General features: G+C 37.2%; 27 protein-coding genes. 10 read left to right on the top strand and 17 right to left on the bottom strand.

Annotated elements, in window-relative coordinates; genetic code table 11:
- Positions 1-9 precede the first annotated feature (9 nt).
- Genes ABGT15_RS06240 through ABGT15_RS06205 form a run of 8 tightly spaced genes read right to left on the bottom strand, consistent with a single transcriptional unit; the run spans position 10 to position 4,297 of the window.
- Positions 10-381 (bottom strand): DNA topoisomerase IV, encoded by a 372-nt coding sequence (locus ABGT15_RS06240; RefSeq protein ID WP_367230570.1) that lies wholly within the window; start codon positions 379-381, stop codon positions 10-12.
- Positions 378-953, bottom strand: coding sequence for a DUF1572 family protein (locus tag ABGT15_RS06235; protein ID WP_367230569.1), 576 nt, complete (start codon positions 951-953; stop codon positions 378-380). The genes ABGT15_RS06240 and ABGT15_RS06235 overlap by 4 nt, the downstream gene beginning before the upstream one ends.
- Positions 940-1,167, bottom strand: a complete 228-nt coding sequence (locus ABGT15_RS06230; RefSeq protein WP_367230568.1) for a DUF6095 family protein — start codon at positions 1,165-1,167, stop codon at positions 940-942. The genes ABGT15_RS06235 and ABGT15_RS06230 overlap by 14 nt, the downstream gene beginning before the upstream one ends.
- On the bottom strand, positions 1,167-1,634 hold the full coding sequence (locus ABGT15_RS06225; protein WP_367230567.1) for a hypothetical protein: 468 nt from the start codon (positions 1,632-1,634) through the stop codon (positions 1,167-1,169). Before ABGT15_RS06225 ends, ABGT15_RS06230 begins: the two co-directional genes overlap by 1 nt.
- Positions 1,635-1,638: 4 nt before the next feature.
- Entirely contained in the window at positions 1,639-2,454 is an 816-nt protein-coding gene (murQ, locus tag ABGT15_RS06220) for an N-acetylmuramic acid 6-phosphate etherase (protein ID WP_367230566.1), read from the bottom strand.
- A 3-nt stretch (positions 2,455-2,457) separates the two neighbouring features.
- Positions 2,458-2,838, bottom strand: coding sequence for a PH domain-containing protein (locus ABGT15_RS06215; RefSeq protein ID WP_367230565.1), 381 nt, complete (start codon positions 2,836-2,838; stop codon positions 2,458-2,460).
- A gap of 30 nt (positions 2,839-2,868) precedes the next feature.
- Positions 2,869-3,564, bottom strand: coding sequence for a ZIP family metal transporter (locus ABGT15_RS06210; RefSeq protein WP_367230564.1), 696 nt, complete (start codon positions 3,562-3,564; stop codon positions 2,869-2,871).
- Between the two features lies 1 nt (position 3,565).
- On the bottom strand, positions 3,566-4,297 hold the full coding sequence (locus ABGT15_RS06205; protein WP_367230563.1) for an SAM-dependent methyltransferase: 732 nt from the start codon (positions 4,295-4,297) through the stop codon (positions 3,566-3,568).
- Positions 4,298-4,413: 116 nt separating this feature from the next.
- Between ABGT15_RS06205 and ABGT15_RS06200 the strand changes: the two genes are divergently transcribed.
- Complete coding sequence (locus ABGT15_RS06200) at positions 4,414-5,619, top strand: THUMP domain-containing class I SAM-dependent RNA methyltransferase (protein WP_367230562.1); 1,206 nt, start codon at positions 4,414-4,416, stop codon at positions 5,617-5,619.
- A gap of 42 nt (positions 5,620-5,661) precedes the next feature.
- Entirely contained in the window at positions 5,662-5,895 is a 234-nt protein-coding gene (locus ABGT15_RS06195) for a hypothetical protein (RefSeq protein ID WP_367230561.1), read from the top strand.
- Between the two features lie 41 nt (positions 5,896-5,936).
- Here ABGT15_RS06195 and ABGT15_RS06190 read toward each other — a convergent pair whose 3' ends face one another.
- From ABGT15_RS06190 to rlmD, 3 genes are all read right to left on the bottom strand, one after another.
- On the bottom strand, positions 5,937-6,641 hold the full coding sequence (locus ABGT15_RS06190; protein ID WP_367230560.1) for a DUF6048 family protein: 705 nt from the start codon (positions 6,639-6,641) through the stop codon (positions 5,937-5,939).
- Positions 6,613-7,113 carry a DUF6452 family protein gene (locus ABGT15_RS06185; RefSeq protein ID WP_367230559.1) on the bottom strand — a complete coding sequence of 167 codons (501 nt, stop codon included), beginning with the start codon at positions 7,111-7,113 and terminating at the stop codon, positions 6,613-6,615. Before ABGT15_RS06185 ends, ABGT15_RS06190 begins: the two co-directional genes overlap by 29 nt.
- A gap of 80 nt (positions 7,114-7,193) precedes the next feature.
- Entirely contained in the window at positions 7,194-8,609 is a 1,416-nt protein-coding gene (rlmD, locus tag ABGT15_RS06180) for a 23S rRNA (uracil(1939)-C(5))-methyltransferase RlmD (RefSeq protein WP_367230558.1), read from the bottom strand.
- Between the two features lie 214 nt (positions 8,610-8,823).
- On the opposite strand from rlmD, the gene ABGT15_RS06175 reads away from it, so the two are divergent.
- Positions 8,824-9,537 carry a hypothetical protein gene (locus ABGT15_RS06175; protein WP_367230557.1) on the top strand — a complete coding sequence of 238 codons (714 nt, stop codon included), beginning with the start codon at positions 8,824-8,826 and terminating at the stop codon, positions 9,535-9,537.
- Between the two features lie 72 nt (positions 9,538-9,609).
- Positions 9,610-10,152 carry a DUF1697 domain-containing protein gene (locus tag ABGT15_RS06170; RefSeq protein ID WP_367230556.1) on the top strand — a complete coding sequence of 181 codons (543 nt, stop codon included), beginning with the start codon at positions 9,610-9,612 and terminating at the stop codon, positions 10,150-10,152.
- Here ABGT15_RS06170 and ABGT15_RS06165 read toward each other — a convergent pair whose 3' ends face one another.
- Positions 10,153-11,919, bottom strand: coding sequence for a cytochrome c peroxidase (locus ABGT15_RS06165; protein ID WP_367230555.1), 1,767 nt, complete (start codon positions 11,917-11,919; stop codon positions 10,153-10,155). It abuts the gene before it with no gap.
- A 70-nt stretch (positions 11,920-11,989) separates the two neighbouring features.
- Entirely contained in the window at positions 11,990-13,435 is a 1,446-nt protein-coding gene (locus ABGT15_RS06160) for a hypothetical protein (protein WP_367230554.1), read from the bottom strand.
- A gap of 299 nt (positions 13,436-13,734) precedes the next feature.
- Here ABGT15_RS06160 and rocD point away from each other — a divergent pair, with 299 nt between their 5' ends.
- The gene (gene rocD, locus ABGT15_RS06155; protein ID WP_367230553.1) at positions 13,735-14,979 is read left to right on the top strand and encodes an ornithine--oxo-acid transaminase; all 1,245 of its coding nucleotides are present in this window, start codon (positions 13,735-13,737) and stop codon (positions 14,977-14,979) included.
- A 60-nt stretch (positions 14,980-15,039) separates the two neighbouring features.
- Here the strand turns inward: rocD and ABGT15_RS06150 are convergent, their stop codons facing one another.
- Both ABGT15_RS06150 and ABGT15_RS06145 read right to left on the bottom strand, forming a co-directional pair.
- Positions 15,040-15,399, bottom strand: a complete 360-nt coding sequence (locus ABGT15_RS06150; RefSeq protein WP_367230552.1) for a CCC motif membrane protein — start codon at positions 15,397-15,399, stop codon at positions 15,040-15,042.
- Between the two features lie 20 nt (positions 15,400-15,419).
- Positions 15,420-15,701 carry a DUF2752 domain-containing protein gene (locus ABGT15_RS06145; RefSeq protein WP_367230551.1) on the bottom strand — a complete coding sequence of 94 codons (282 nt, stop codon included), beginning with the start codon at positions 15,699-15,701 and terminating at the stop codon, positions 15,420-15,422.
- Between the two features lie 106 nt (positions 15,702-15,807).
- Between ABGT15_RS06145 and ABGT15_RS06140 the strand changes: the two genes are divergently transcribed.
- Positions 15,808-15,987 (top strand): hypothetical protein, encoded by a 180-nt coding sequence (locus ABGT15_RS06140; protein ID WP_367230550.1) that lies wholly within the window; start codon positions 15,808-15,810, stop codon positions 15,985-15,987.
- Complete coding sequence (locus ABGT15_RS06135) at positions 15,980-16,534, top strand: Smr/MutS family protein (protein WP_367230549.1); 555 nt, start codon at positions 15,980-15,982, stop codon at positions 16,532-16,534. Before ABGT15_RS06140 ends, ABGT15_RS06135 begins: the two co-directional genes overlap by 8 nt.
- Here ABGT15_RS06135 and ABGT15_RS06130 read toward each other — a convergent pair whose 3' ends face one another.
- Positions 16,535-17,056: a hypothetical protein gene (locus ABGT15_RS06130; protein ID WP_367230548.1), complete on the bottom strand. Its 522-nt coding sequence runs from the start codon at positions 17,054-17,056 to the stop codon at positions 16,535-16,537.
- Positions 17,057-17,168: 112 nt separating this feature from the next.
- Here ABGT15_RS06130 and ABGT15_RS06125 point away from each other — a divergent pair, with 112 nt between their 5' ends.
- The 3 genes from ABGT15_RS06125 (at position 17,169) to ABGT15_RS06115 (ending at position 21,038) form a co-directional block, all read left to right on the top strand.
- The gene (locus tag ABGT15_RS06125) at positions 17,169-18,935 is read left to right on the top strand and encodes an MFS transporter (RefSeq protein ID WP_367230547.1); all 1,767 of its coding nucleotides are present in this window, start codon (positions 17,169-17,171) and stop codon (positions 18,933-18,935) included.
- A gap of 71 nt (positions 18,936-19,006) precedes the next feature.
- Positions 19,007-19,915, top strand: coding sequence for an EamA family transporter (locus tag ABGT15_RS06120; RefSeq protein ID WP_367230546.1), 909 nt, complete (start codon positions 19,007-19,009; stop codon positions 19,913-19,915).
- Position 19,916: 1 nt separating this feature from the next.
- On the top strand, positions 19,917-21,038 hold the full coding sequence (locus ABGT15_RS06115) for a cysteine desulfurase family protein (protein ID WP_367230545.1): 1,122 nt from the start codon (positions 19,917-19,919) through the stop codon (positions 21,036-21,038).
- A gap of 2 nt (positions 21,039-21,040) precedes the next feature.
- Here ABGT15_RS06115 and ABGT15_RS06110 read toward each other — a convergent pair whose 3' ends face one another.
- Complete coding sequence (locus ABGT15_RS06110; protein ID WP_367230544.1) at positions 21,041-21,829, bottom strand: superoxide dismutase; 789 nt, start codon at positions 21,827-21,829, stop codon at positions 21,041-21,043.
- Between the last annotated feature and the right edge of the window lie 10 nt (positions 21,830-21,839).

The raw sequence follows: 21,839 nt of genomic DNA, 5'->3' as shown, positions 1-21,839 counted from the left end.
AAACGTATGTTAGTCGATTTTTGTTACAGTCCCGCGTTGTTTTTTTCCTTCACCTACGAAAGCATATTCAAAAACGTAACCTTTCTCGTTGGTTGTCAGTATTTTCATGGAAATTGCCTTTTTTTCATTCATGGTTTTCGGATGTAATTTTTGCAGTACAAATTCGCAGTCACCCACCCAACGTACGGAAGCGGTGTCGGTTTTTCCGTTGAAGGTTTCAATTTGAAGGGTTTTGGTACGCTCAAAAACAGATTTGGTTTCTTTTCCGTTGATTACCTGTATAAATTCAAATTTACCGGTTTTAAAATCGTTACAGTTGCGTTCCTGATTGTAGCAGGAAGTTATCAATACTGTTAAAGCGAGCATAGTAACTAGTTTCATTTCAGTTTGTTTAGTTCGTCGTCTGTAAAATATTTGGTGCTTTTTTCTTTGGAGAATTTATCCGCGTTATAGTCTCCGGATTTGTTTTTAGGAATGGATAGACTGTCCCATTCTGTTTGTTTCAGCATCTTGGCATAAAATACAATTTGCCCGATATGATAGGGATAATGTGCCAGTTGCCTGTTGATGGCATCTAAAACGGTATGTCCTTCGTTTCGGATGTATACAATTTGTGTCAGTTGCTCCGGTGTTAAGGAATTGATGGCTTGAAAAAGACAATCCCAACCTTTTTCCCAAATGTTCAATAATTCATCTTTGGTTTTTAAAACCGTTTCGAATTCACTGTCCCGGTTGCGCCATTCTTTTTCGCCATCGGAAGTTAAAAAATCGGTCCAACGGGAAAGCATGTTTCCGGAAAGATGCTGAACAATTACCGCAATGGAATTCGTGTCTTCGTTAGCAGCGAAAAAAAGTTGTTCCGGTTCTAATTGATTCATCGCTTTTTCACCTATGGTTTTGTAATAGAGAAAAAGTCTTTTGACGCTTTCCAGATAATTGTTATTTATTTCCATCGAATAAGCTTTTCATTATCGTTTGAATACCTCTGAACATCAGGAAAATAGATAAAAGGCAAAAAATAATGCCCACGCCCAAAACGGGAATGTAAAACGGATGACTCTGGTTTTTGAAAGCGCTGTGAATAATACTTGGGCCAATAAACATCAGCGGCAGCGCAAAGCCAAGATAGCGTACTCCTTTAACTAAAATTTGCTTATCTGTTGCCATTAGAAAGCAATTTGAATTCCGTAGCCGTTTCCGTTGGCGATGATATTTAAATCTACCGTTGGTTTATCATGATACCCCAGAGTGTTTTCAACACCTTTATTGTATAAATCAATTCCTTGTTTCATTTTTTTATTTTTTCCGGACATCACAGGAATAGACGTTAACACTGAAGCAGCTCCAATATAACTCATAGCCGACGGATAATTAGCATCAGAAACTAATCCTACTACTACATCGCCAACAATCATGGCGCCTCCGAAACCAATCAGAAAGCCTCCAAGAGACTCTTTATTTTTTCCTTTTTTGAATAGTTTTAAAGCTTCAGGGTTTGTAGTCAGCATTTGTTTCGTTTCTCTACTGGAGATTTGGTCGCCTTTTACATAAAATTTTCCTTTTTCCATACGGATTTGCTGCGAAAATGCTGTAGCAATGAACAATAAACAAATCAAGGTAAAAATGTGTTTCATAACTTTATTTTTTAGGATAGTTTTCAACTGCTTTTCTAACGCTTCCGTGTTGTTCCAGAAGTGCTTTGGCTTCTTCATACGAAACCGGTATTTCTCCCATTATCATTCTTACACCTCTGTCAATGAGTTTTACATTGCTGAGTTGCATATCAACCATTTTGTTACCTTTTACACGTCCTAGCTGAATCATGGTGGCCGTGGAAATCATATTTAAAACCAATTTTTGGGCGGTACCGGCTTTCATTCGGGAACTTCCGGTTACGAATTCCGGACCGACAACTACTTCAATCGGAAATTTTGCGGTTAACGCTAATGGGCTTCCCGCATTGCAGGTAATACAGCCCGTTATAATATTGTTTTCATTGCATTTTTCCAGGCCGCCAATTACATAAGGTGTGGTTCCTGAGGCCGCAATTCCGATAACAACGTCATTTTTATTGATGTTCCATTCGGATAAGTCTTTCCAGGCTTGTTCTTTATCGTCTTCTGCAAATTCCACAGCTTTACGGATGGCCGTGTCGCCGCCGGCAATCAGTCCGATGACCATATCAAAAGGAACACCGAAAGTAGGCGGGCATTCCGAGGCATCCACAATTCCCAATCTTCCTGAAGTTCCGGCTCCGATGTAGAATAATCGCCCACCTTTTTTCATTTGCGCCACGATTATGGAAACAAGAGTTTCAATTTGCGGCAAGGCTTTTTCTACGGCCAGCGGAACGGTTTTATCTTCGTTGTTGATGTTGGTCAGTAAATCGTGAACCGACATTTTTTCAAGATGTTCGTATTTTGAGGATTGCTCGGTGGTTTTTGTAAATGCCATAATTTAACCTAATACATGATGCGCCAAAACATTTTGTACATCATACACATTAACTGATTTATTGAACTGTTTTACAATACTTGGATTTACTTCACTGGAAACCCAGATTTTTAATTCGGCTTCCAAATCGAAAGTACCGGCTGTTTCAATGCTAAAACGTGATATACTTTTGTATGTAATTGATTTGTACTCTATTTTACTTCCGGTAAGTCCTTGTTTTTCAACTAATATAAGGCGTTTGTTCGTAAAAATAAAAGTATCGCGAATTAATTTAAAGCCTAACTCTACAGTTTCACCTGTAATTAATAGTTTGCCATAGTCTTTCACTAAAGTGTCTTTGTCTACAGCACCTGCATTTCCTAATATAGCAGAGAATATTCCCATGTTTTTTTTATTTTTTATTAAATATATTTTTTACATAAAATAAGCCAACACAATCCCCAGTATAATTGCGGACAGTTTCGCCATATTGAATTTGTGTCCTTCGCTGGTTTCAAAAATAATCGTGGATGAAATATGAAAGAGAATTCCGATCACAAAAGCGGTGATTTCTGCGTAATAATGCGTGATGAACGGTAGTTTTTCCGATGCGATGGTGCCCAGTGGGGTCATGGCGGCAAAGGTTAACATAAAGACGAAAATAGAAGTCCGGTTCAAATGGGAACTACTGAAAAACGTGGTTAAAATAATAGCTATCGGGAAGTGGTGAATGGCGATGCCCCAAGCCAAATCGTTATGATGGCTCACCGGCATTCCTTCCAATAAGGCGTGCAGACACAAACTGATGAACAACGACCACGGAATGTGGTGCATGGTGTCGTGTCCATGTACATGCCCGTGTTCGGCACCTTGCGAGAAATATTCCAAAATAATCTGAAACAGAATTCCGAACATGATGAAGAAACCTACGCCATTGTGAACATGGCCGTGAGCATCAGCAACGTGGGAGGATTCATATACCGCCGGCAGTAAATGCGATACGGTCAATGCCAATAAGAAAGAACCGCTGAAAGCCAGTAAAACCTTCAGGTTCTTTTTGCTTTCCGGACGAAAAAAGGTAGCTATCACGTAGCCAAGCAGTACCGAAAGTAAAGGCAGTAAGTAGATCATACTATTTGAAAATCAGGATTAAGCGTTCCGAATCGTTTTTAAAAAATTTGCGCAGTTTGTAATCGCCGAAAACGTCCAAAAGGAAAATCCCGGCTTCTTCCATCATCTGCTCAAAATCGCTTAAAGTTAAGGCTTTTACTTTTTCCGTGAAATGAAATTTTTGCCCTTTGTCTTCAAAATCGATTTCTTTGAAAATATGATTGTCTTTTACGTAGCGTTTGATGTGAAAATCGATGCCTTCAACGGTTTTTATTTCTTCGGGAACTAAATTGTTGATGATGTAATTTACATTCATAAAGTCGATTACCGCAAAACCGTATTCGGTAAGGCTTTCTTTGATGGCTTTTAAAGTGGTAAGGTTATCGTCATCACTTTCAAAATACCCGAAACTGGTAAATAAATTGAATACGGCATCGAATTTTTCCTCGAAAGGCTCCCGCATATCGTGTACTTTGAAATGCAGTTTGTCGTTAGCAAATTCTGATGCTGAGGCGATACTGTTTTCAGATAAATCAGCACCGGTAACATCGTAGCCTAACTGATTGAGATATAAAGAATGACGTCCTTTTCCACAAGCCAAATCCAAAATTTTAGCATCTTCAGGCAGATTTAAATAATGGGTAAGGTTGTCCATAAAATGCTGCGCTTCGGCATAATCACGGTCTTTGTATAAAATATGGTAATAAGGTGTGTCAAACCAAGAGGCAAACCAATTTGCAGTATCTTTTTGCATAGAAATTCTTTAAGCCTACAAATTTAACGTATTTTTGCCGATGCAATCAATAGGAAGTAAGAAAATAGACAATTGAAGATAGAAAAAAGAGATTGCTTTGATACGGATACTTAAGAATGGAACAAAATTTTAAAATGGTTGCCAAAACCTTATTTGGTTTTGAAGAAATATTAGCAAAAGAATTGGCCCAGTTAGGGGCTCAGAAGATAGAGCAAGGGACTCGTATGGTTAGCTTTTACGGGGACAAAGGTTTTATGTATAAAGCGAATCTTGCTTTGAGAACGGCTTTAAAAATTTTAAAACCGATTTATCATTTCAGAGCGTTTAACGAACAAAGTTTGTACCGTGGCATTCAAGGGATTGACTGGTCGAAGTATTTGTCGGCGCATCAGTCGTTTGTGGTGGATGTGACGTTGCATTCGGAGCATTTTAACCATTCGCAGTTCGTGGCTTTGAAAACGAAAGATGCTATTGTAGATCAGTTCCGTGAGAAATTTGGCAAGCGCCCGAATATCGATAAAGATTTTCCGGATTTGCGTATCAACGTGCATATCGACCGTGATCAATGTTCGGTTTCTTTAGACAGTTCCGGTGATTCGTTGCATCACAGAGGATATAAAACTGCAACTAATATCGCTCCAATCAATGAAGTTTTAGCAGCAGGAATGTTATTGCTTTCCGGTTGGGATGGCCAAGGCGATTTTATCGATCCGATGTGTGGTTCAGGAACCATTTTGGCAGAAGCGGCGATGATTGCCTGCAATATACCGGCCAATATCAACCGAAAAGAATTCGCGTTCGAGCGTTGGAATGATTGGGATAATGCTTTATTTGATCAGATAATGGATTCATTGATGAAGAAAGTAAAAGAGTTTCATTATACGATTACGGGTTATGACAAAGCGCCGTCTGCTGTAATGAAAGCAAAGGACAACATCCGAAATGCCAATTTGGATGAATATGTGAAAATCTCTGAACGCAATTTCTTCGATACGGAAAAAGAAACCCGCGGGCCTTTGCATATGGTATTCAATCCGCCTTATGGGGAGCGTTTGGATATCGAGATGGAACGATTTTACAGAGAAATCGGTGATACGTTGAAACAAAGTTACCCGGGAACGAATGCGTGGTTTATCACTGCCAATTTAGAAGCATTGAAATTCGTAGGTTTGAAACCGTCCCGAAAAATAAAACTATTCAACGGAAAACTGGAAGCACGTTTGGTGAAATACGAAATGTATGAAGGAAGCAAGCGAACAAAATTTGCTTCGCCAGATCGTCCAAAGGACTCGGGTCAGCGTCAAGAAAATAGTGATCAATAATCGCTTTTTAACTCATAACTCATAATTCATAACTTTAAAAAGATGACTTTAAAAACAAAAGGTTTGCTATACAACTTTATAGGTTTTGCGCTATTGTTTGTAATTGTTAGAATTGTAGCCGAAATGTTTACCAATTTAACTGGAATCTGGTTACCGTTAACTGCTTTTGTTGTGGCTACGTTACTAGCACCAAAATTTCAGACAGTGCAAACCAGCGAAGGCGAAAAGCTTTTTATGAAATGGCTTTTCTTTAAAGGTGTTAAAGAAGTTAAGTGATAAAAAAATCCCAACTCTTAAGTTGGGATTTTTTATGATTTTTATTTCTGACTTTTATAAAGAGGAATGAAGTAGCTCACGGTATAGTTAAATCCTACCCCAAATTTTCCGTCATAGGTACGGTTAAATCCCGGTATAAATAAGTTGTCAAAATTCTCCGGTTTTTTATTGGTTACCAGATAATTAATTCGGGCGGAAAATCCTAAATAGACATTATTGAAAAGTTCAGCTTTTACGCCGCCAACCACTTCCAACCAGCTGGCGTTCAATCCGCTGAATTCTTTATCCGCGATAACTGTTGTCTGACCAAAATAGGGATTGGTGTTATAAATGGTATATTGGTTCAGTTCCTGAGAAAACGAACTCACTCCGTAACGCATACCGGCATAAATCATGTTTTCCATATCCAGCCAGTTTTGATAGGTGTTGTAGTCGAAACCAACTTTGAAATAACTTCCTTTGGTGGTAAAATTAAGTTGGTCGTCATCTACGGTTTTCTTTTCGTTTCCTAATTCTCCGGCGATGTATATTTTTTTCGTTAGGCGATAATCTCCAACAATTTCAAAACCTTTGTAATCTTTGTCATAAACAGATTTTGCCAAACGGTGTAAATCTAAACCAACGCGCAATCCATAACGTTCTGTTTTTCCAGATTTAACGGTGTCTTTAGTTTTTTCCTGTGCCAATGCTGATAACGAAACCAACATCAAAGCCATACTAAAAATAGATCTTAATGTGTGTTTCATTTTCATTTTGGATATTGGATTGTGTTATGGTTCGGGATTGAATCCACATATTGGAGTCATTAATCAATTCCGGGCTATTGTCATTCAGTTGAAAAACCGTTTTGTAACCACAGGCTCTCGAGATAAAAACATCAGAACGAACGTAATTGAAGGTAAGTACATCACTGTTATCGTTGGTATTGTCTGAGTCTGAACCGTTTTGAATGAACTGAAGTGTAGTAACGTCTTCATTAACCTTCAAAGGAATTTTAATTTTACTAATGCCGTTATACGATATCCCAGTTGTAAAACCCGAAGCCACAACGCCTAAATTACTAACGGTTTTCAGGTTTTCAGGATTGGCAGCATCATAAAATTCGATCACCACATTGGGAGTGGTTGGTGTTCCTTCGGCACAGATATCATCTTTCTCACAACTCCAAAATGAATTGGCAAGTAAAAAAGACAATGCAACTATTTTAAGTTTTCTCATAGTGTATTTAGAATCAATGTGATAATCAGTGTTTTTGCAAATGAAAATTTTTAACTGATTATTGTGACTGCGACTGTAAACTAATTTCGTTTTTCCAAAAGTACAACATTTTCCACGTGATGCGTTTGCGGGAACATATCCACCGGACGCACTCGGGTTACTTTGTACATTCCGTCCATTAAAGCTAAATCACGCGCTTGTGTTGCCGAATTACAACTCACGTACACTACCTTTTCTGGAGCAATTTTCAAAATCTGTCCCACTACATCAGCATGCATACCGTCACGAGGCGGATCGGTAATAATTACATCCGGATGACCGTGTGTTTTGATGAATTCGTCGTTGAACACGTTTTTCATGTCCCCAACAAAAAACTCACAGTTGGTAATGTTATTGCGTTTTGCGTTTTCTTTGGCATCGGCAATTGCTTCCGGAACGGCTTCCACACCAATTACTTTGTTCGCTTTTTTGGAAACGAATTGTGCAATAGTTCCGGTTCCGGTGTATAAATCATAAACCAGTTCATTACCTGTTAAACCAGCAAATTCTCTAGTAATTGAATACAATTCATAGGCTTGAGCAGAATTGGTTTGATAGAACGATTTCGCATTGATACTGAAGTTCAAACCTTCCATTTCTTCCAAAATATATTCTCTTCCTTTGAAAAGAATGATGTCCTGATCGTAAATAGTATCGTTGGCTTTCTGATTGATCACATATTGTAACGACGTGATTTCCGGGAAACGCTCCGACAAGAAATTCATCATCAGTTCAATGCCTTTTTTATTGTTGTCGTAAAACTGAATCAATACCATGATTTCTCCGGTAGATGCTGTACGAATCATAAGGGTACGCAACAAACCGTGATTTTCTCTAGGATTGAAGAATGTTAATCCGTTTTCGTTGGCAAAACGTCTTATTTCATTACGAATGGCATTGGAAGGATCCTGCTGTAAGTGACATTTGTTGATGTCCAGAATTTTGTCCCACATTTTCGGGATGTGGAAACCAACGGCATTTTTATTGTCTAATTCCACTTCGGAATCGATTTCTTCCTGAGTCATCCAGCGGGAAGACGAGAAACCGAATTCCATTTTATTGCGATAGAAGAATTGTTCTTTGGAACCTAAAATCGGTTCAAATTCCGGCAATTCCACTTTACCGATTCTTTTTAAATGATTATAAACTTCCTGATTTTTGTAGAACAGCTGCTGCTCGTATTTCATGTTCTGCCATTTGCAACCGCCACAAACGCCGAAATGCTCACAGATCGGGTCGATGCGATGTTCGGAAAATTCATGAAAATTCACGGCCTTTCCTTCGTAATAGGCTTTGCGTTTTTTGAATGTCTGTACATCCACTACGTCGCCCGGCACTACATTCGGAATAAAAATTACTTTACCATCAGGAGCCTTTGCTACTGATACGCCTTTTGCACCTGCATCAAGGACTTTCACGTTTTCGAATACGATTTTGTCTGTTTTCTTTCTTCCCATGCGGCAAAGATAAGAATTGTCAATTACGAATTACGAATTGTCAATTACGAATTTGAGGTTTGGGATTTGATACTTCAACTCTGCTTAGTGTGATAATCTGGAATTTTAAAATTTTATTTTTTAATGTAAAGGAAATCAAATAATTAACAGGAAATTAATAGGAAATTGAAAAAGGATGCAGTAACTTAGAGTGATAATATAAAAAGTATGTACCGTGAATCGTTTCGTTATAATTTTTATTCTTTTTTTATTCCATTTGAATCTTTTCGGGCAACACGATTTGAAAGGGATTGTTTTGGGTAATGGTTATGCAAAAGCTAATGTTGAAGTAGTCAATATTACCAAAAAAATAGTAAAGAAAACAGATGATAAGGGGAAGTTTTTAATATCGGCTGCTGTTGGAGATGTCATTTTGTTCGCGGCTAAAGATTATAACGAGAAAAAAGTAAAACTGAACCAGGAGCATTTTAATTCCGAAATTGTATTTCAATTGGAAATAAAAGCTGTTGAATTAAAAGAAATTGAAATTGCAGGGACAGAAAAACTTAAAGTCGGTACCAGCTATGAAGCTTTAAAAATGGAAAAATTGGCAAGAGAGGAAAATCAGCCAAAAGTAGTTGGTGTTTTTACCGGTGAGATTGATAAAGGAATCGATTTTGTAGAGATAGGGAATAAAATCATTAAGTTGCTGGATAAGCAGTTGGCTCCAAAAGGTGAAGTGAAAAACACTGAAAGTTTCAAGAAGTATGTGAGAAGAGAGTTTTCAAATGAATTTTTCATAACTAAGTTAAATCTGAAGGAAAACGAAATCGATCCGTTTATCGTTTTTTGTGAAAATGACCTGAAATCCAGAGATATTACCCAACAAAATGGCGTACTTGACGTTCTCGAATTTATGCTTGATAAAAGAAAAGATTTTAAAAATTGAAAAAGCAATAAAGATTTAGTTGCAAATACACCTTCAAATTTCGTACTTCGTATTTCTAATTTTTGAACTACTATGTATCGTCATTTAGCACTGCTTCGCGGCATTAACGTTTCCGGACACAACATGATTAAAATGGAAGACCTTAAAGCTTTATTGGAGCGAATGGGTTTTGCAAATGTGAGAACCTATATTCAATCGGGTAATGTTTTTATAGATTCTGAAGAAGGACACGGAGCAACAGTCGGATTTAAAATCAAACAGGAGATTTTTAAAGAATGGGGTTACGATGTGCCAATTATTGTTGTTACTAAAAATGATTTGGAAGCCTGTTTGCAAAACAATCCGTACTTAAAAGAAAAAGATATTGATACCAAAAAACTGTATTTCACTTTCATCTCTAAAGAATTGAATGACAGTAGTATTCATGAACTCAAAATGAGTCAGGTTAAACCTGATGAAGCCGTAATCGACAAAAATCGTATCTACATTAAATACGCAGTTGGAGCCGGAAAAACCCGTTTCGACCAGAAATACATTGAGAAAAAGTTAAATGTAACGGCAACGATGCGCAATCTGAATACCGTTACGAAGCTTTTGGAAATGTATGAGGAATAATCAGTGATTGTTAAGGGTCTTGATGAAAGCAACCAACTCTTGAATTTCGGTTTTGGAAAGATTTAGTTTGTCGGTTGGTAAGGTTTGATTGTCTAAATTTATACCAATTCCGGCACCACCGCCGCGGTTGTAAAAATCGATAACTTCTTCAAGCGAATTGTAAACACCATTATGCATATAAGGAAACGTTACTGCAGAATTTCGAATGGTTGGTGTTTTAAATGCATGCTTTTTTAAGGGCGCTTTCGTTATTAGATATTCGCCTAAATCAGTATCAATTGTTGCGTTTTGAATTACGTTTTTAGAAGGAACACCCAAAACCTCACTTTCGGTTTCATTGTAAAAAGGAGGTACACTTCCGTTGAACAATGGAAAGAAATGACACGTAGCACATTTTGCTTTTCCCATAAACAGGTTAAAACCGTTTTTTTCTTGTGATGAAAATGCAGCCTTTCCACGTAAATAAGAATCGAATTTGGAATTGAGTTTCGATAACGAGCGCACATAACTCGCCAACGATTTTAAAAGATTCTGTTCTGTAATTTCGTTATCGTTGGGGAAAGCTTTTTTAAATTCCGGCTTATATTTCGTACTCTTTTTTACTTTGTCAAGCGCATGGGCAAAACTACCGTGCATTTCATCTTTATTGTTGATAACCGCTTTGACTTGGTCTTCCAGATACTGCACGCGACCATCTAAAAATAAAGTATTTTGAAAGCCGGAATTTAAAAGGGTAGGTGTGTTTCGGGACAGTTTTCCGTTTTCGACGGCTTTGGTTTTATGATCGGCGTATGCTTGGGATGGAATATGGCAGGTAGTACACGAAACCTGGTTGTTACCGCTTAAAATAGTGTCGGAAAATAATTGTTCACCTAAAGCAATTTGCTCATTTGAAGGGTTTTGGTTGTAAGCCGGGGCAAAATAATTCACATTAAAAGCGGTTTCTTCAAAAACAGTAGCTTCCTCAAAATTGATGGCACCCGGAAAAGGATTGTTTTTGATTTTAAGTTCTTTTTGTAGCTGCTGGATTTTTTTAGAAATGGGAATGCAGTATGTTACAATGAATTCCGCGCGGTTAAAAGTATCGAAATCCTGATTTTTGTCGAGATAGGTTTCTGTTTGGCTAATCAGTGCCGTGAACGCCTCATCTGTTTTAAAAATTGAGATTGTTCTGCCAATGCTTTGAATTACCGCTTTAGTTTCCGGAATGGAATGAAAAGCAATCGGAGAATCAAAACCCGAAATACCCAAGCTCATCATACGGAGCATTTCCAGTTTTTGCGCTTCAAAAATATTGCTGTCGGAAAGTAGTATGTTTTCAGTATTCGTTTTTGCCGATTGGACATAGCCATTTAAAATTCCGATTTGTTTTTTTAACTCTTCAGTATCGGATTCATCGGAAAAAAGTAGCTCTTCCACTTTTTGAAAACCTGTGGCTTCTTCCGTTTTGCGGCTGGTTTCCTGGATGTCGTTTTTGTCTATGGCGGCTCCGTTTATCTTTATAGCGGTTTCCGGAAAATAGAAGGTTAGCAGGGCTTCTGTTTTTTTATAGGCTAATCGGGTGCTTTTGAATTTTTGCCGAAGTGTTTTTTTATCGGATTTTTTCTGAATCAACGTATTTAATTCGGAAACTTCCTTTGCGAATTCGGAATAATGCGCTACAAAATGCTGCTTGGTTTTTTCAGTAGGAGTAAGCGGGTTGTATTCTTTATTTTGACAGGAGAATATAAATAGTGCAAGTAGCAATAAAGGGATGATTTTTTTCATCAACGTTGTAAATTAAAAATTAGGAGCACGGTGAAGTACTCCTAATTTATTGGTATTCTTTATTTTGGAATTATCTTGGTAAACCTTTAATCAATACGATTTGACTTCCCTGATTTTCGTTTGGACGAACACTTCCGCCATCAACACCTTTGAAAGCATCGGTTCTCCAAGAGTGTGGCTGAATGGATAACATGAATGTGTCCGGCACTCCAATTGTTTCGGAAACATCAAGCAATGCACCATATTCCCAAGATCCTAAAGCTGAAGTTGAACTTAAGAATTTGTTGGTTGCATCGTTTCTTTTGTGATCTAATTCAAAAACCACTTTTAATTCTTTAGTGGCAATGTTATACTGATAGATGTAAGCATCGTGCGTTTCATCACCATAACCGTTAGAATCCTCCTGAATGTAAACATAGTTTTTCGTTACACAGATGTTGTCCGGATTTTGGAATTGTTTTGCTTTTCCGGTTCTGTTATCTCCATCTAAAACTAATGTGAGTTGTCCGCTTAAAGGATTGTTGGCGTCCAGTTCCAGTTTGTAAACACGACCATATTTAGAACGGGAATTGTCTGTATTGGCTCCGGAATTGTTTTGTCCGGTAACGTTGAAATAAATTTCTCTTTCTTTACCGGTTTCTTTGCGGTAATCAATATCTTCCACACGACCGAAAGCGATTGCGTTTAAGGCTTGTGCTGCCTGATTGTTTTGTAAACCGGTATTGGTTTTGGCGTTGGTAATTTCTACGAACTGTACCGGGTAACTTGTGTTTTCGGTCATGGTTCTTTCATTGGTAACGTTATCTGTACGTTTGATCACGTATACTTTTCCATTGTTTAAATCTCCGGTTGATGATTTGTATAAAACCAATTGACCTCCGTAAGTACCGGAATCATCATCGCCCAAAAGAACTATGGTTTGCCCTGCATACGCTTCTTTCGCTAAAGGAACAGCGTTTTCAGCACACCATCTTCCAAAACCTAAAACGGGTCTAGGGGTTGTATTGTTGGCTTTGGTGTCAAAAGGCGTGATTGCGTGTACTTGTGATTCGTTATCACTTTCTCCGGCCGTCAGGAAAATTGGCCCGAAACCGTGTATTTCAGGAGTTGCTAAAGAGGCAGAACATAAACGGTTTCCAGACCCGTTAGAATTTAAAACGTATTCACCGGCAACGGGCTTAAAGGTGTTGTCAAATTTAATTTTTGCTACCGAATAATTATCTTCATTGTTTACTAAAAAAGTAAAGGTTCCATCTGAATTTTTAAATAAACCGGAGCCATCAGCGGAACCACCAAAAACGAATTCCGGAGTTTCAATAAAATCATCCTCACTGGAAAATAATGAGAAAGTTTCTACTGCTGAAAATTCGGTTTTCGTATTTAATAAGACAGGTGTAACCGAATGATTTTTTAACTGAATTGGACTTTGTGGTTCATTGTTAGAACTTTCATCAGAATTGCATGCTATTAAGCCGGTCAGAATTGCAGAACCTAAAAAAGCATAGTGTAATTTCATTTTTTCATGTTTTTTGTTAGACCTGACAAACTTAAACGACTGATGTTAGCTTAATTTATACAGAATATTCACAAAAGGTTATCATTTGTAACAGATATCTTTCTTTTTGTTAACTATGTATGAATGAGTTTTTGTTGTGATTTTTTTACTATATTTTTGAAGCAAACAAACCTCTTTTGTTATAAAATTCATAAAAAAGACTGTAAAATGTTATTTTTTTCGAAACGAATTGTTAACTTGCACAGAAATTTAGCCCCTGAGAATTTTATAATAACTGAAACTACTAAATCAAAATTATAATGCAAGTGTTAGAAAAAATGAGTTCAGCAGAAGCCATCCAATTGGAGGATAAGTATGGTGCGCACAATTATCATCCGCTTCCGGTTGTTCTGAGTAAAGGCGATGGCGTTTACGTTTGGGATGTTGAAGGGAAGAAATACTACGATTTTTTATCTGCGTATTCGGCGGTCAACCAGGGACACTGCCATCCAAAGATTGTTAAGGCAATGATGGAACAAGCACAAACCTTAACCCTTACTTCAAGGGCTTTTTACAATGATAAATTAGGTGTTTACGAGCAGTATATTACCAACTATTTTGGTTTCGATAAAGTATTGCCTATGAATACTGGGGCCGAAGCTGTGGAAACCGCTTTGAAGTTATGCCGTAAATGGGCATACGAGAAAAAAGGAATTCAGGAGAATGAAGCACAAATTATTGTTTGTGAAAATAATTTCCACGGAAGAACCACAACTATTATTTCGTTTTCCAACGATGAAAATGCACGTAAGAATTTCGGGCCTTATACAGCAGGCTTTATAAAAATTGCTTATGATGACATCGAAGCTTTAGAAAAAGCAATTACTTCATCTCCGAATATTGCAGGTTTTCTTGTAGAGCCTATTCAGGGTGAGGCGGGAGTTTATGTTCCTTCTGAAGGTTATCTGGCTAAAGCGAAGACTTTGTGTGAAAAACACAATGTATTGTTTATTGCTGATGAAGTACAAACAGGAATTGCACGTACAGGAAAATTATTAGCGGTTCAGCATGAAAATGTAACTCCGGATGTTTTAATCCTTGGAAAAGCATTGTCAGGAGGGGCTTATCCGGTGTCGGCAGTTTTGGCGAATGACGACATCATGAATGTTATTAAACCAGGTCAGCACGGTTCTACATTCGGTGGAAATCCTATAGCTGCTGCTGTAGCAATTGCTGCGTTAGAGGTTGTAAAAGAGGAAAATTTAGCTGAAAATGCAGAATATTTAGGAGGAGTTTTCCGTTCTGAAATCGCTAAATATATCGAGACTTCAAATATTGCAACTTTAGTTCGTGGGAAAGGTTTGTTAAATGCTATTGTAATTAATGATACGGAAGAAAGCGATACGGCTTGGAATATCTGTATGAAATTAGCGGAAAATGGTTTATTGGCCAAACCAACGCACGGAAACATTATTCGTTTTGCACCACCTTTAGTTATGACTGAAGAGCAATTGATGGATTGTGTTTCGATAATTATAAATACACTTAAAGAATTTGAGAAATAAATACTATAAGCAATAAAAAAATCCGCTGAAAAGCGGATTTTTTGTTTTATATAAATAGGATTATTGTCCCATCAGTTCTCTCATTTTTTCTTGCATTAATTCCGGATCCTGTAATGCTTCCATTCCGAAATAGCTGATCATCCAAATCATATAGATCAAATACAGAACGCTTAATACAATACCAATAATACATAAAATCTTTCCTGTTTTAATATTGCCGAAATTAGTATATGCAGAAGGATTGGTGTTGTATACGGCGGTGTCTTTTTTTGCTAAATACAAACCTACACCTCCTAAAAGTATTCCTAATACTCCGTAACAACAGCAGGTGATTATTGATAATACGCCTAAAATAATTACTGCTGTAGCATTTGGTAATTTTTGTTTGGTTTCAAAGTTGTTGAAATTTGTTTCTTCCATAATGGTTTGGTTTTGGTTAACTATAAAATATAAAAATGTTTAATAAAATAAGAGACTACCATAATTACTGCATTTGCTATTCCAAGTGAAATAATGATTTTGTGATAGTTTCTGGTTTTGTCAATAAAGTTAAGGCTTGCAAAAACAAAAAAGAGCACTAAAGTGTAAATGGCAGGAAACATTTTAAAGGCATCAATGAATTCTCCTTTAAATAATAATACTAAAGCTCGTTGTGTACCACAGCCAAAGCATTCTATACCAAATAGTTTTTTGCTTAAGCAGGGTAGCATGTATTCTTCCATTAGAGGCTTTTTTTCTGTAAGACAATTATACTAAAAAAAGTTATTACTTCAGAAATTAAGAAAAAATATTTTAAACTTTACTATTTTTGGTCCAAATAAGGTAACAATGAAAACCATATACATTATTATACTTTTAGCAGTTTTTGGAATTGCTTTTTATGAGCAGTCGAAACCTAATCCAAGTGTTTGGGTTCAAGTAATCGGCGTAATAGTTTTCTTTTACGGTGCGATGAAATTAATGTCCAAAACCTCAAGTAATCATAAAGATAAAGAAGAAGATGTTTAATATAGGGGATAAAGTTTCAGTGCTTGATGATGTAATCAGTGGTAAAGTTGTGGGTTTTGAAAAGGATCAGATTATCATTGAAACTGCGGATGGATTTACAATGAAATTCATGCAAAATGAGTTGATTAATGAAAACAGAACCAGTGATTTAAAGTCATTTACTTCTAATCAGAGTTTAAGTCAGATTTTAAAAGAAAAGGAAGAGGTAAAGAAGCGTTCTTTTGTTAAAGAAAAGAAATCACGCAAAGACGAATTTGTTCTGGAAGTTGATTTACACATTGAAAAACTAGTGCCTTCAAAACGTGGAATGTCCAATTATGATATTCTTACTTTACAGATGGAAACTGCGAAACGACAACTCGATTTTGCCATCAAAAACAGAATGCCGAAAGTAGTTTTAATTCATGGAGTAGGCGAAGGAGTCCTGAAAGCAGAACTCGATTTTTTACTCGGTCGCTATGACGGAATTTCATTTCAGGATGCCAATTATCAAAAATATGGTTTGGGTGCCACCGAAGTGCACATTAAACAAAATCCAAATCGCTAATTACAAATCGGTAGTATACGTTCCGAAAAGATACTCTTCAAAAACAAAAGTGTTATCGTTACTTACAAACTGGATGTTAATGAATTTAATTTGATGGTTGTATCCGGTAACCGTTACTTCGCTTGTAACAGGATCAATAGTGGTTTTTTCCGTTGAAATGATTTGAATAGTTCCTCCGGTTGCCGCAGTCCATTCGTTGATAACCGTTGGATTAGCCGGCGGAATGACAGAACAGATAGTATTGTTGGTAATAGTACCGTTGTATTTTCTGTAAAGTACTCTGTTTGAACCTGAAATGGTAACAATTCTTGGGGTGTCTACCGGTGTGGCTTCATTCGGAAAGTTTGAAGCAGGGATGTCCAACAGCAAAAGTTCTCCGCCATTAATTTTGAACAACACTTCTTTATCGGTACATTTCTGAATGGTAGCGGCATCGAAATTGAACGATTCCAAAACCAAATCACCGTCATCACAAGAGCTTAAAAGCATTGCACAAACCAATAAACCGAAAAACTTTTTCATAAGTTGCTGTATTTGGGACAAAAATAGCATTTTTAGTTTTTAAAAGCGATAAAAGAAAACACGAAAATTCATCAATATTGCTATATTTGGGAACCAAATGAAAAACTAATTTATGTCATCTAAACATCAAACGAATTATCCTGCGTTGTATACACTAATCACCGTTTTCTTTTTCTGGGGATTTATTGCGGCAGGAAACAGTATTTTTATTCCATTCTGTAAAAGCTATTTTTCACTGGATCAGTTTCAGTCGCAGCTCGTGGATTTTGCATTTTATACCGCTTATTATGTAGGTGCCTTGTTGTTGTTCATTTTTGGGACTTTTAAAAATAAGGATGTCGTAAGCAGCTGGGGATATAAAAAGAGTATTGTCTTCGGATTGCTTTTTTCAGCCCTTGGGGCAGGAGCCATGATCCTGGCGGTGGAAGCGAATTTGTATGCCGGAATGCTAACTGGTTTGTTTATAGTGGCTTTAGGTTTTTCACTGCAGCAAACTGCAGCCAATCCTTTTGCAATTTCTTTGGGGAACCCCAAAACCGGAGCTGACCGTGTGAATTTAGGAGGTGGAATCAATTCTTTCGGAACTGCACTTGGTCCGTTACTTGTTGGATTTGCGCTTTTCGGAACCACAGCAACTGTTACAGACGATCAGATCAAAGGTATGGATCTAGGGAAAGTAGTTTTGCTTTATGTATGTGTAGGGTTGCTTTTTATTGCTGCGGCTGCCTTGTTTCGTTTCTCAAAGAAAGTACCGGCTGGAATTTCGAATGAACCAATGGAAAAAGCAAACAAAGCCATGCGTACGCTTGTGATAATGACAGGTTTGCTGATTATTTGCTTTGTGCCGGTTTTCAGTAGTTATAAAAGTGAAGAAGCTAAGAAGATTGTGGCTTTAGAAGCAAAAATCGCTGATCTTCAAAAAGCAACTGAAAAAGTATCGGTAGTTCCTGATAATGAAGCAGTAAAAGCTGAAATAACTTCGTATGAGAATGAAATAAAGCCGCTTAAAGAAGGGTTGGAGCATAACAGAATGCTTTGGCTTTCCGGTGCTTTAATAGTTGTTGTCGGAGGATTACTGTTCTCGTATCGGTCTGCCACAAAAAACAATGAAGGTTGGGGAGCGATGCAATATCCGCAATTGGTTTTGGGGATGTTGGCCATCTTTACCTATGTTGGAGTAGAAGTAGCTATCGGAAGTAATTTAACCGAGCTTTTAAAACTAAAAGAATTCGGAAGTATTAGTGTTTCAGACAGTGCGCCATATATTTCCATGTATTGGGGAAGTTTGATGATTGGACGCTGGGCAGGAGCTATCAGTGTTTTCCATTTGACGGATGCCAAGAAAAAAATGGCCTTAGTAATTGTTCCGTTGATTGCTTTTTCAGTGGTTATCGGTGTAAATACTATTGCGCAAAAAGACATGACGCCACTTTATTTTTATGTGGTTTGTATAGTGTTACAGATAGTAGCTTTCTTTATCAGTAAAGACAAACCGGCGCGAACCCTGACTGTTTTTTCAATCTTTGGTGTAGCAGCCATGTTAATTGGTTTGTTTACTGCCGGAAACGTAGCGATTTATGCATTTTTAGCTGGTGGTTTGGCCTGTAGTATCATGTGGCCCGCGATTTTCAGTTTGTCTATTATTGGTTTGGGTAAATATACTTCACAAGGATCCGCATTCTTAATTATGATGATTTTAGGAGGAGGAATTATTCCGCCGTTGCAAGGGAAACTTTCGGATATCATCGGAATTCACCAATCCTATATTATTCCGGTACTTTGTTTTGCTTATTTATTGTTTTTTGCGGTTGCCGTAAAAGCAATCTTGAAAAAGCAAAATATCGATGTGGATGAAATCGAAACCGAAGGCGGACACTAAATCTTAATAAAATAATAATATCGAATTCGGAGCGGAGGAAATACTTTACCTTTGCTCCGAATTTCTTTTTTATGCAAATCAATAAATACTATCTGGCAGCCATTACGGCCTTTGTAATCTGGGGTTTTTTTAGTCTGGCTTTAAAGCCGATACATCATTATCCTTCGCTGGACATTTTGTTTTATCGTGTTTTTCTAAGTGTTTTGTTGATATCGGCTATAAATCTTGTTATACGCAGGCATGTGCTTCTGAAAGACTGGAAAACGGTCATGTCAAAATCAAAATCAGAGAGAAATAAAATTATTAAAGTAAATGTAGGTGGCGGTTTGTTGTTAACCGCTAACTGGTTTATATTTATTTATGTAATGAACCACATCAGTGTAAAAGCTGCTTCTTTTGCTTATTTGGTTTGTCCTATATTAACAACAGTTTTAGCTTTTTTTATGCTTAAAGAACGGTTAAGTAAATACCAATGGATTGCGGTAGGGATTAGTGTTTTAGGTTGTGTACTGCTTTCTTTTAACAGTTTTGCGGATATTTTTTACAGTTTGATTGTTGCGTTAACTTATGCGTTGTACCTTATCTCACAACGAACCAATACGGAAATTGATAAGTTTGTAGCACTGAATATCCAATTACTTACGGCAGGAATATTGCTGTTACCGTTTTATCCGAAGTTTAGTGGTCCGGTTCCGACAGAAAGTTTGTTTTATATTTGTCTTGTTTTTATAGTGATACTGTTCACTATCATTCCGCTGTTTCTTAACTTATTTGCGCTTAAAGGGATTAATTCTTCAACAGTTGGTGTTATGTTATACATCAATCCGATATTGAATTTTTTGATTGCCATATTTTATTACAAGGAAAATGTTTCTGAGGTTCAGATGATTTCGTATTCCCTGATATTAATTTCGATAGTGGTTTTCAATGAAAAACTTATCTTTAACCGTAAATTAAAAAAACAAACTGTTTCCGAATAGTATGAAAAAAGTATACTTAGATAACGCCTCTACAACACAAATTCGCTCGGAAGTTGTGTCCGAAATGATAAAAATACTTTCTGAAGATTTTGGAAATCCGTCATCTACACATGGTTATGGGAGAAGTGCCAAAGTGCTTTTGGAAACAGCAAGAAAATCGATTGCCAAACAAATTAACGCAACGGCGCCGGAAATTATTTTTACTTCCTGTGGTACAGAGGCCAATAACTGGATTTTACGATCCGCGGTTAAAGATCTTGGAGTTGAACGAATTATCACCAGTAAAATAGAGCATCATGCTGTACTTCATACTGCTGAAGTTTTAAAGCAAGAATTTGGTATTCAGGTAGATTTTGTGACTCTGAAATCTAATGGGGAGATTGATTTTACCGATTTGGTGGAACTGCTGTCTCAAAACAAAAGAACATTAGTGAGTTTAATGCATGTGAATAATGAAATAGGAACCATTTTAAATCTTGAGAAAGCGGTTAGAATTACTCACGATTATAATGCCTTGTTTCATTCTGATACTGTCCAATCCATTGGGAAAACGGAAATTAATGTACAAGAACTGGGAATTGATTTTCTGGTTTCCAGCGCACATAAATTTCACGGTCCAAAAGGAGTCGGGTTTGCCTATGTTAAGAAGAACGCAGGAATACAGCCTTTGTTTTTTGGTGGAGAGCAGGAGAAAGGACTACGTGCCGGAACTGAAGCGGTTCATCAGATTGTCGGCATGGCAAAAGCTTTAGAGTTAGCCTATCAGCATTTAAAGGAAGAGAGCGCTTATATTGCATCGTTGAAAAAGTATGCAATTGAATGTCTTGAAATTGATTTTCCTCAGATGAAAATTAATGGTGAAGAAACGTTGTATAATATTCTGAATGTGGTTTTACCGCTTCCGGAAGACAAAACGTCTATGTTGCTGTTTCATCTTGATATGAAAGGAGTTGCGGTTTCCAGAGGAAGTGCCTGCCAGAGTGGAAGTGTAAAGCCATCGCATGTTTTGGCTGAAATTCTTGACTCAGAAGAGGTTAAAAAGCCAAGCCTGCGTGTTTCTTTCAGTCACTACAATACAAAAGAAGATGTTGATGTGTTAATGGATGCCTTAAGAAGCATCTGATTTTAAGGCATTAATTGCGTTTTTTTACTGGCTTCCAGATATTTTTTCTCTACTGCCGACCAATTCACAACATTAAAGAAGGCTGAAATGTAGTCACCACGTTTGTTTTGAAATTTCAGATAGTAAGCGTGTTCCCAAACATCTAGTGCTAATATCGGTATTCCAGATACCGGCATATCTGGCATAATGGGGTTGTCCTGATTAGAGGTGCTTCCCACAACTAGTTTTCCGGTTTTATCTACCACTAACCAAGCCCAGCCTGATCCAAATTGTTGTCCGGCTACGGTGACAAACTGGTTTTTAAAAGCATCATAAGAACCAAAATCGCGATTGATGGCAGTGGCTAAACTGTCTTTGGGTTGTCCGCCAGCTTTGGGAGCAATTACTTCCCAGAATAAATTATGATTGTAATACCCGCCGGCATTGTTTCTGATTTCCATATTGGTTGGATCAGAACTTTTTAGAATCTGTTCCAAAGTCCATTTTTCAAGTTCTGTGCCTTTAATAGCTTTATTTAAATTGTTGCAATAGCTTAAGTGATGGCGGGAATAATGAATTTCCATCGTTTTAGCATCTAAATAAGGCTCTAAAGCAGTGTAAGCATATGGTAAGCCACGCATTTTGAATTTACCTTTTGCTGCTTTTACATCAGCTGGATTTCCATAGACGGATTGCGTTTCTTGTGCTTCCGGCTCCGGTATCTGAACCACTTCTTCAAGATTGTTTTTTTTGCGGCAGGAAACCATTGTCATTACAACCAAAAAAAGGATAATTACTCTTTGAATTTTCATGCTGATGGAG

This window comes from Flavobacterium enshiense (assembly GCF_040750275.1).
In the GTDB taxonomy this organism is placed as follows: domain Bacteria; phylum Bacteroidota; class Bacteroidia; order Flavobacteriales; family Flavobacteriaceae; genus Flavobacterium; species Flavobacterium enshiense_B.
This window is presented reverse-complemented; position numbering and strand designations above follow the sequence as displayed.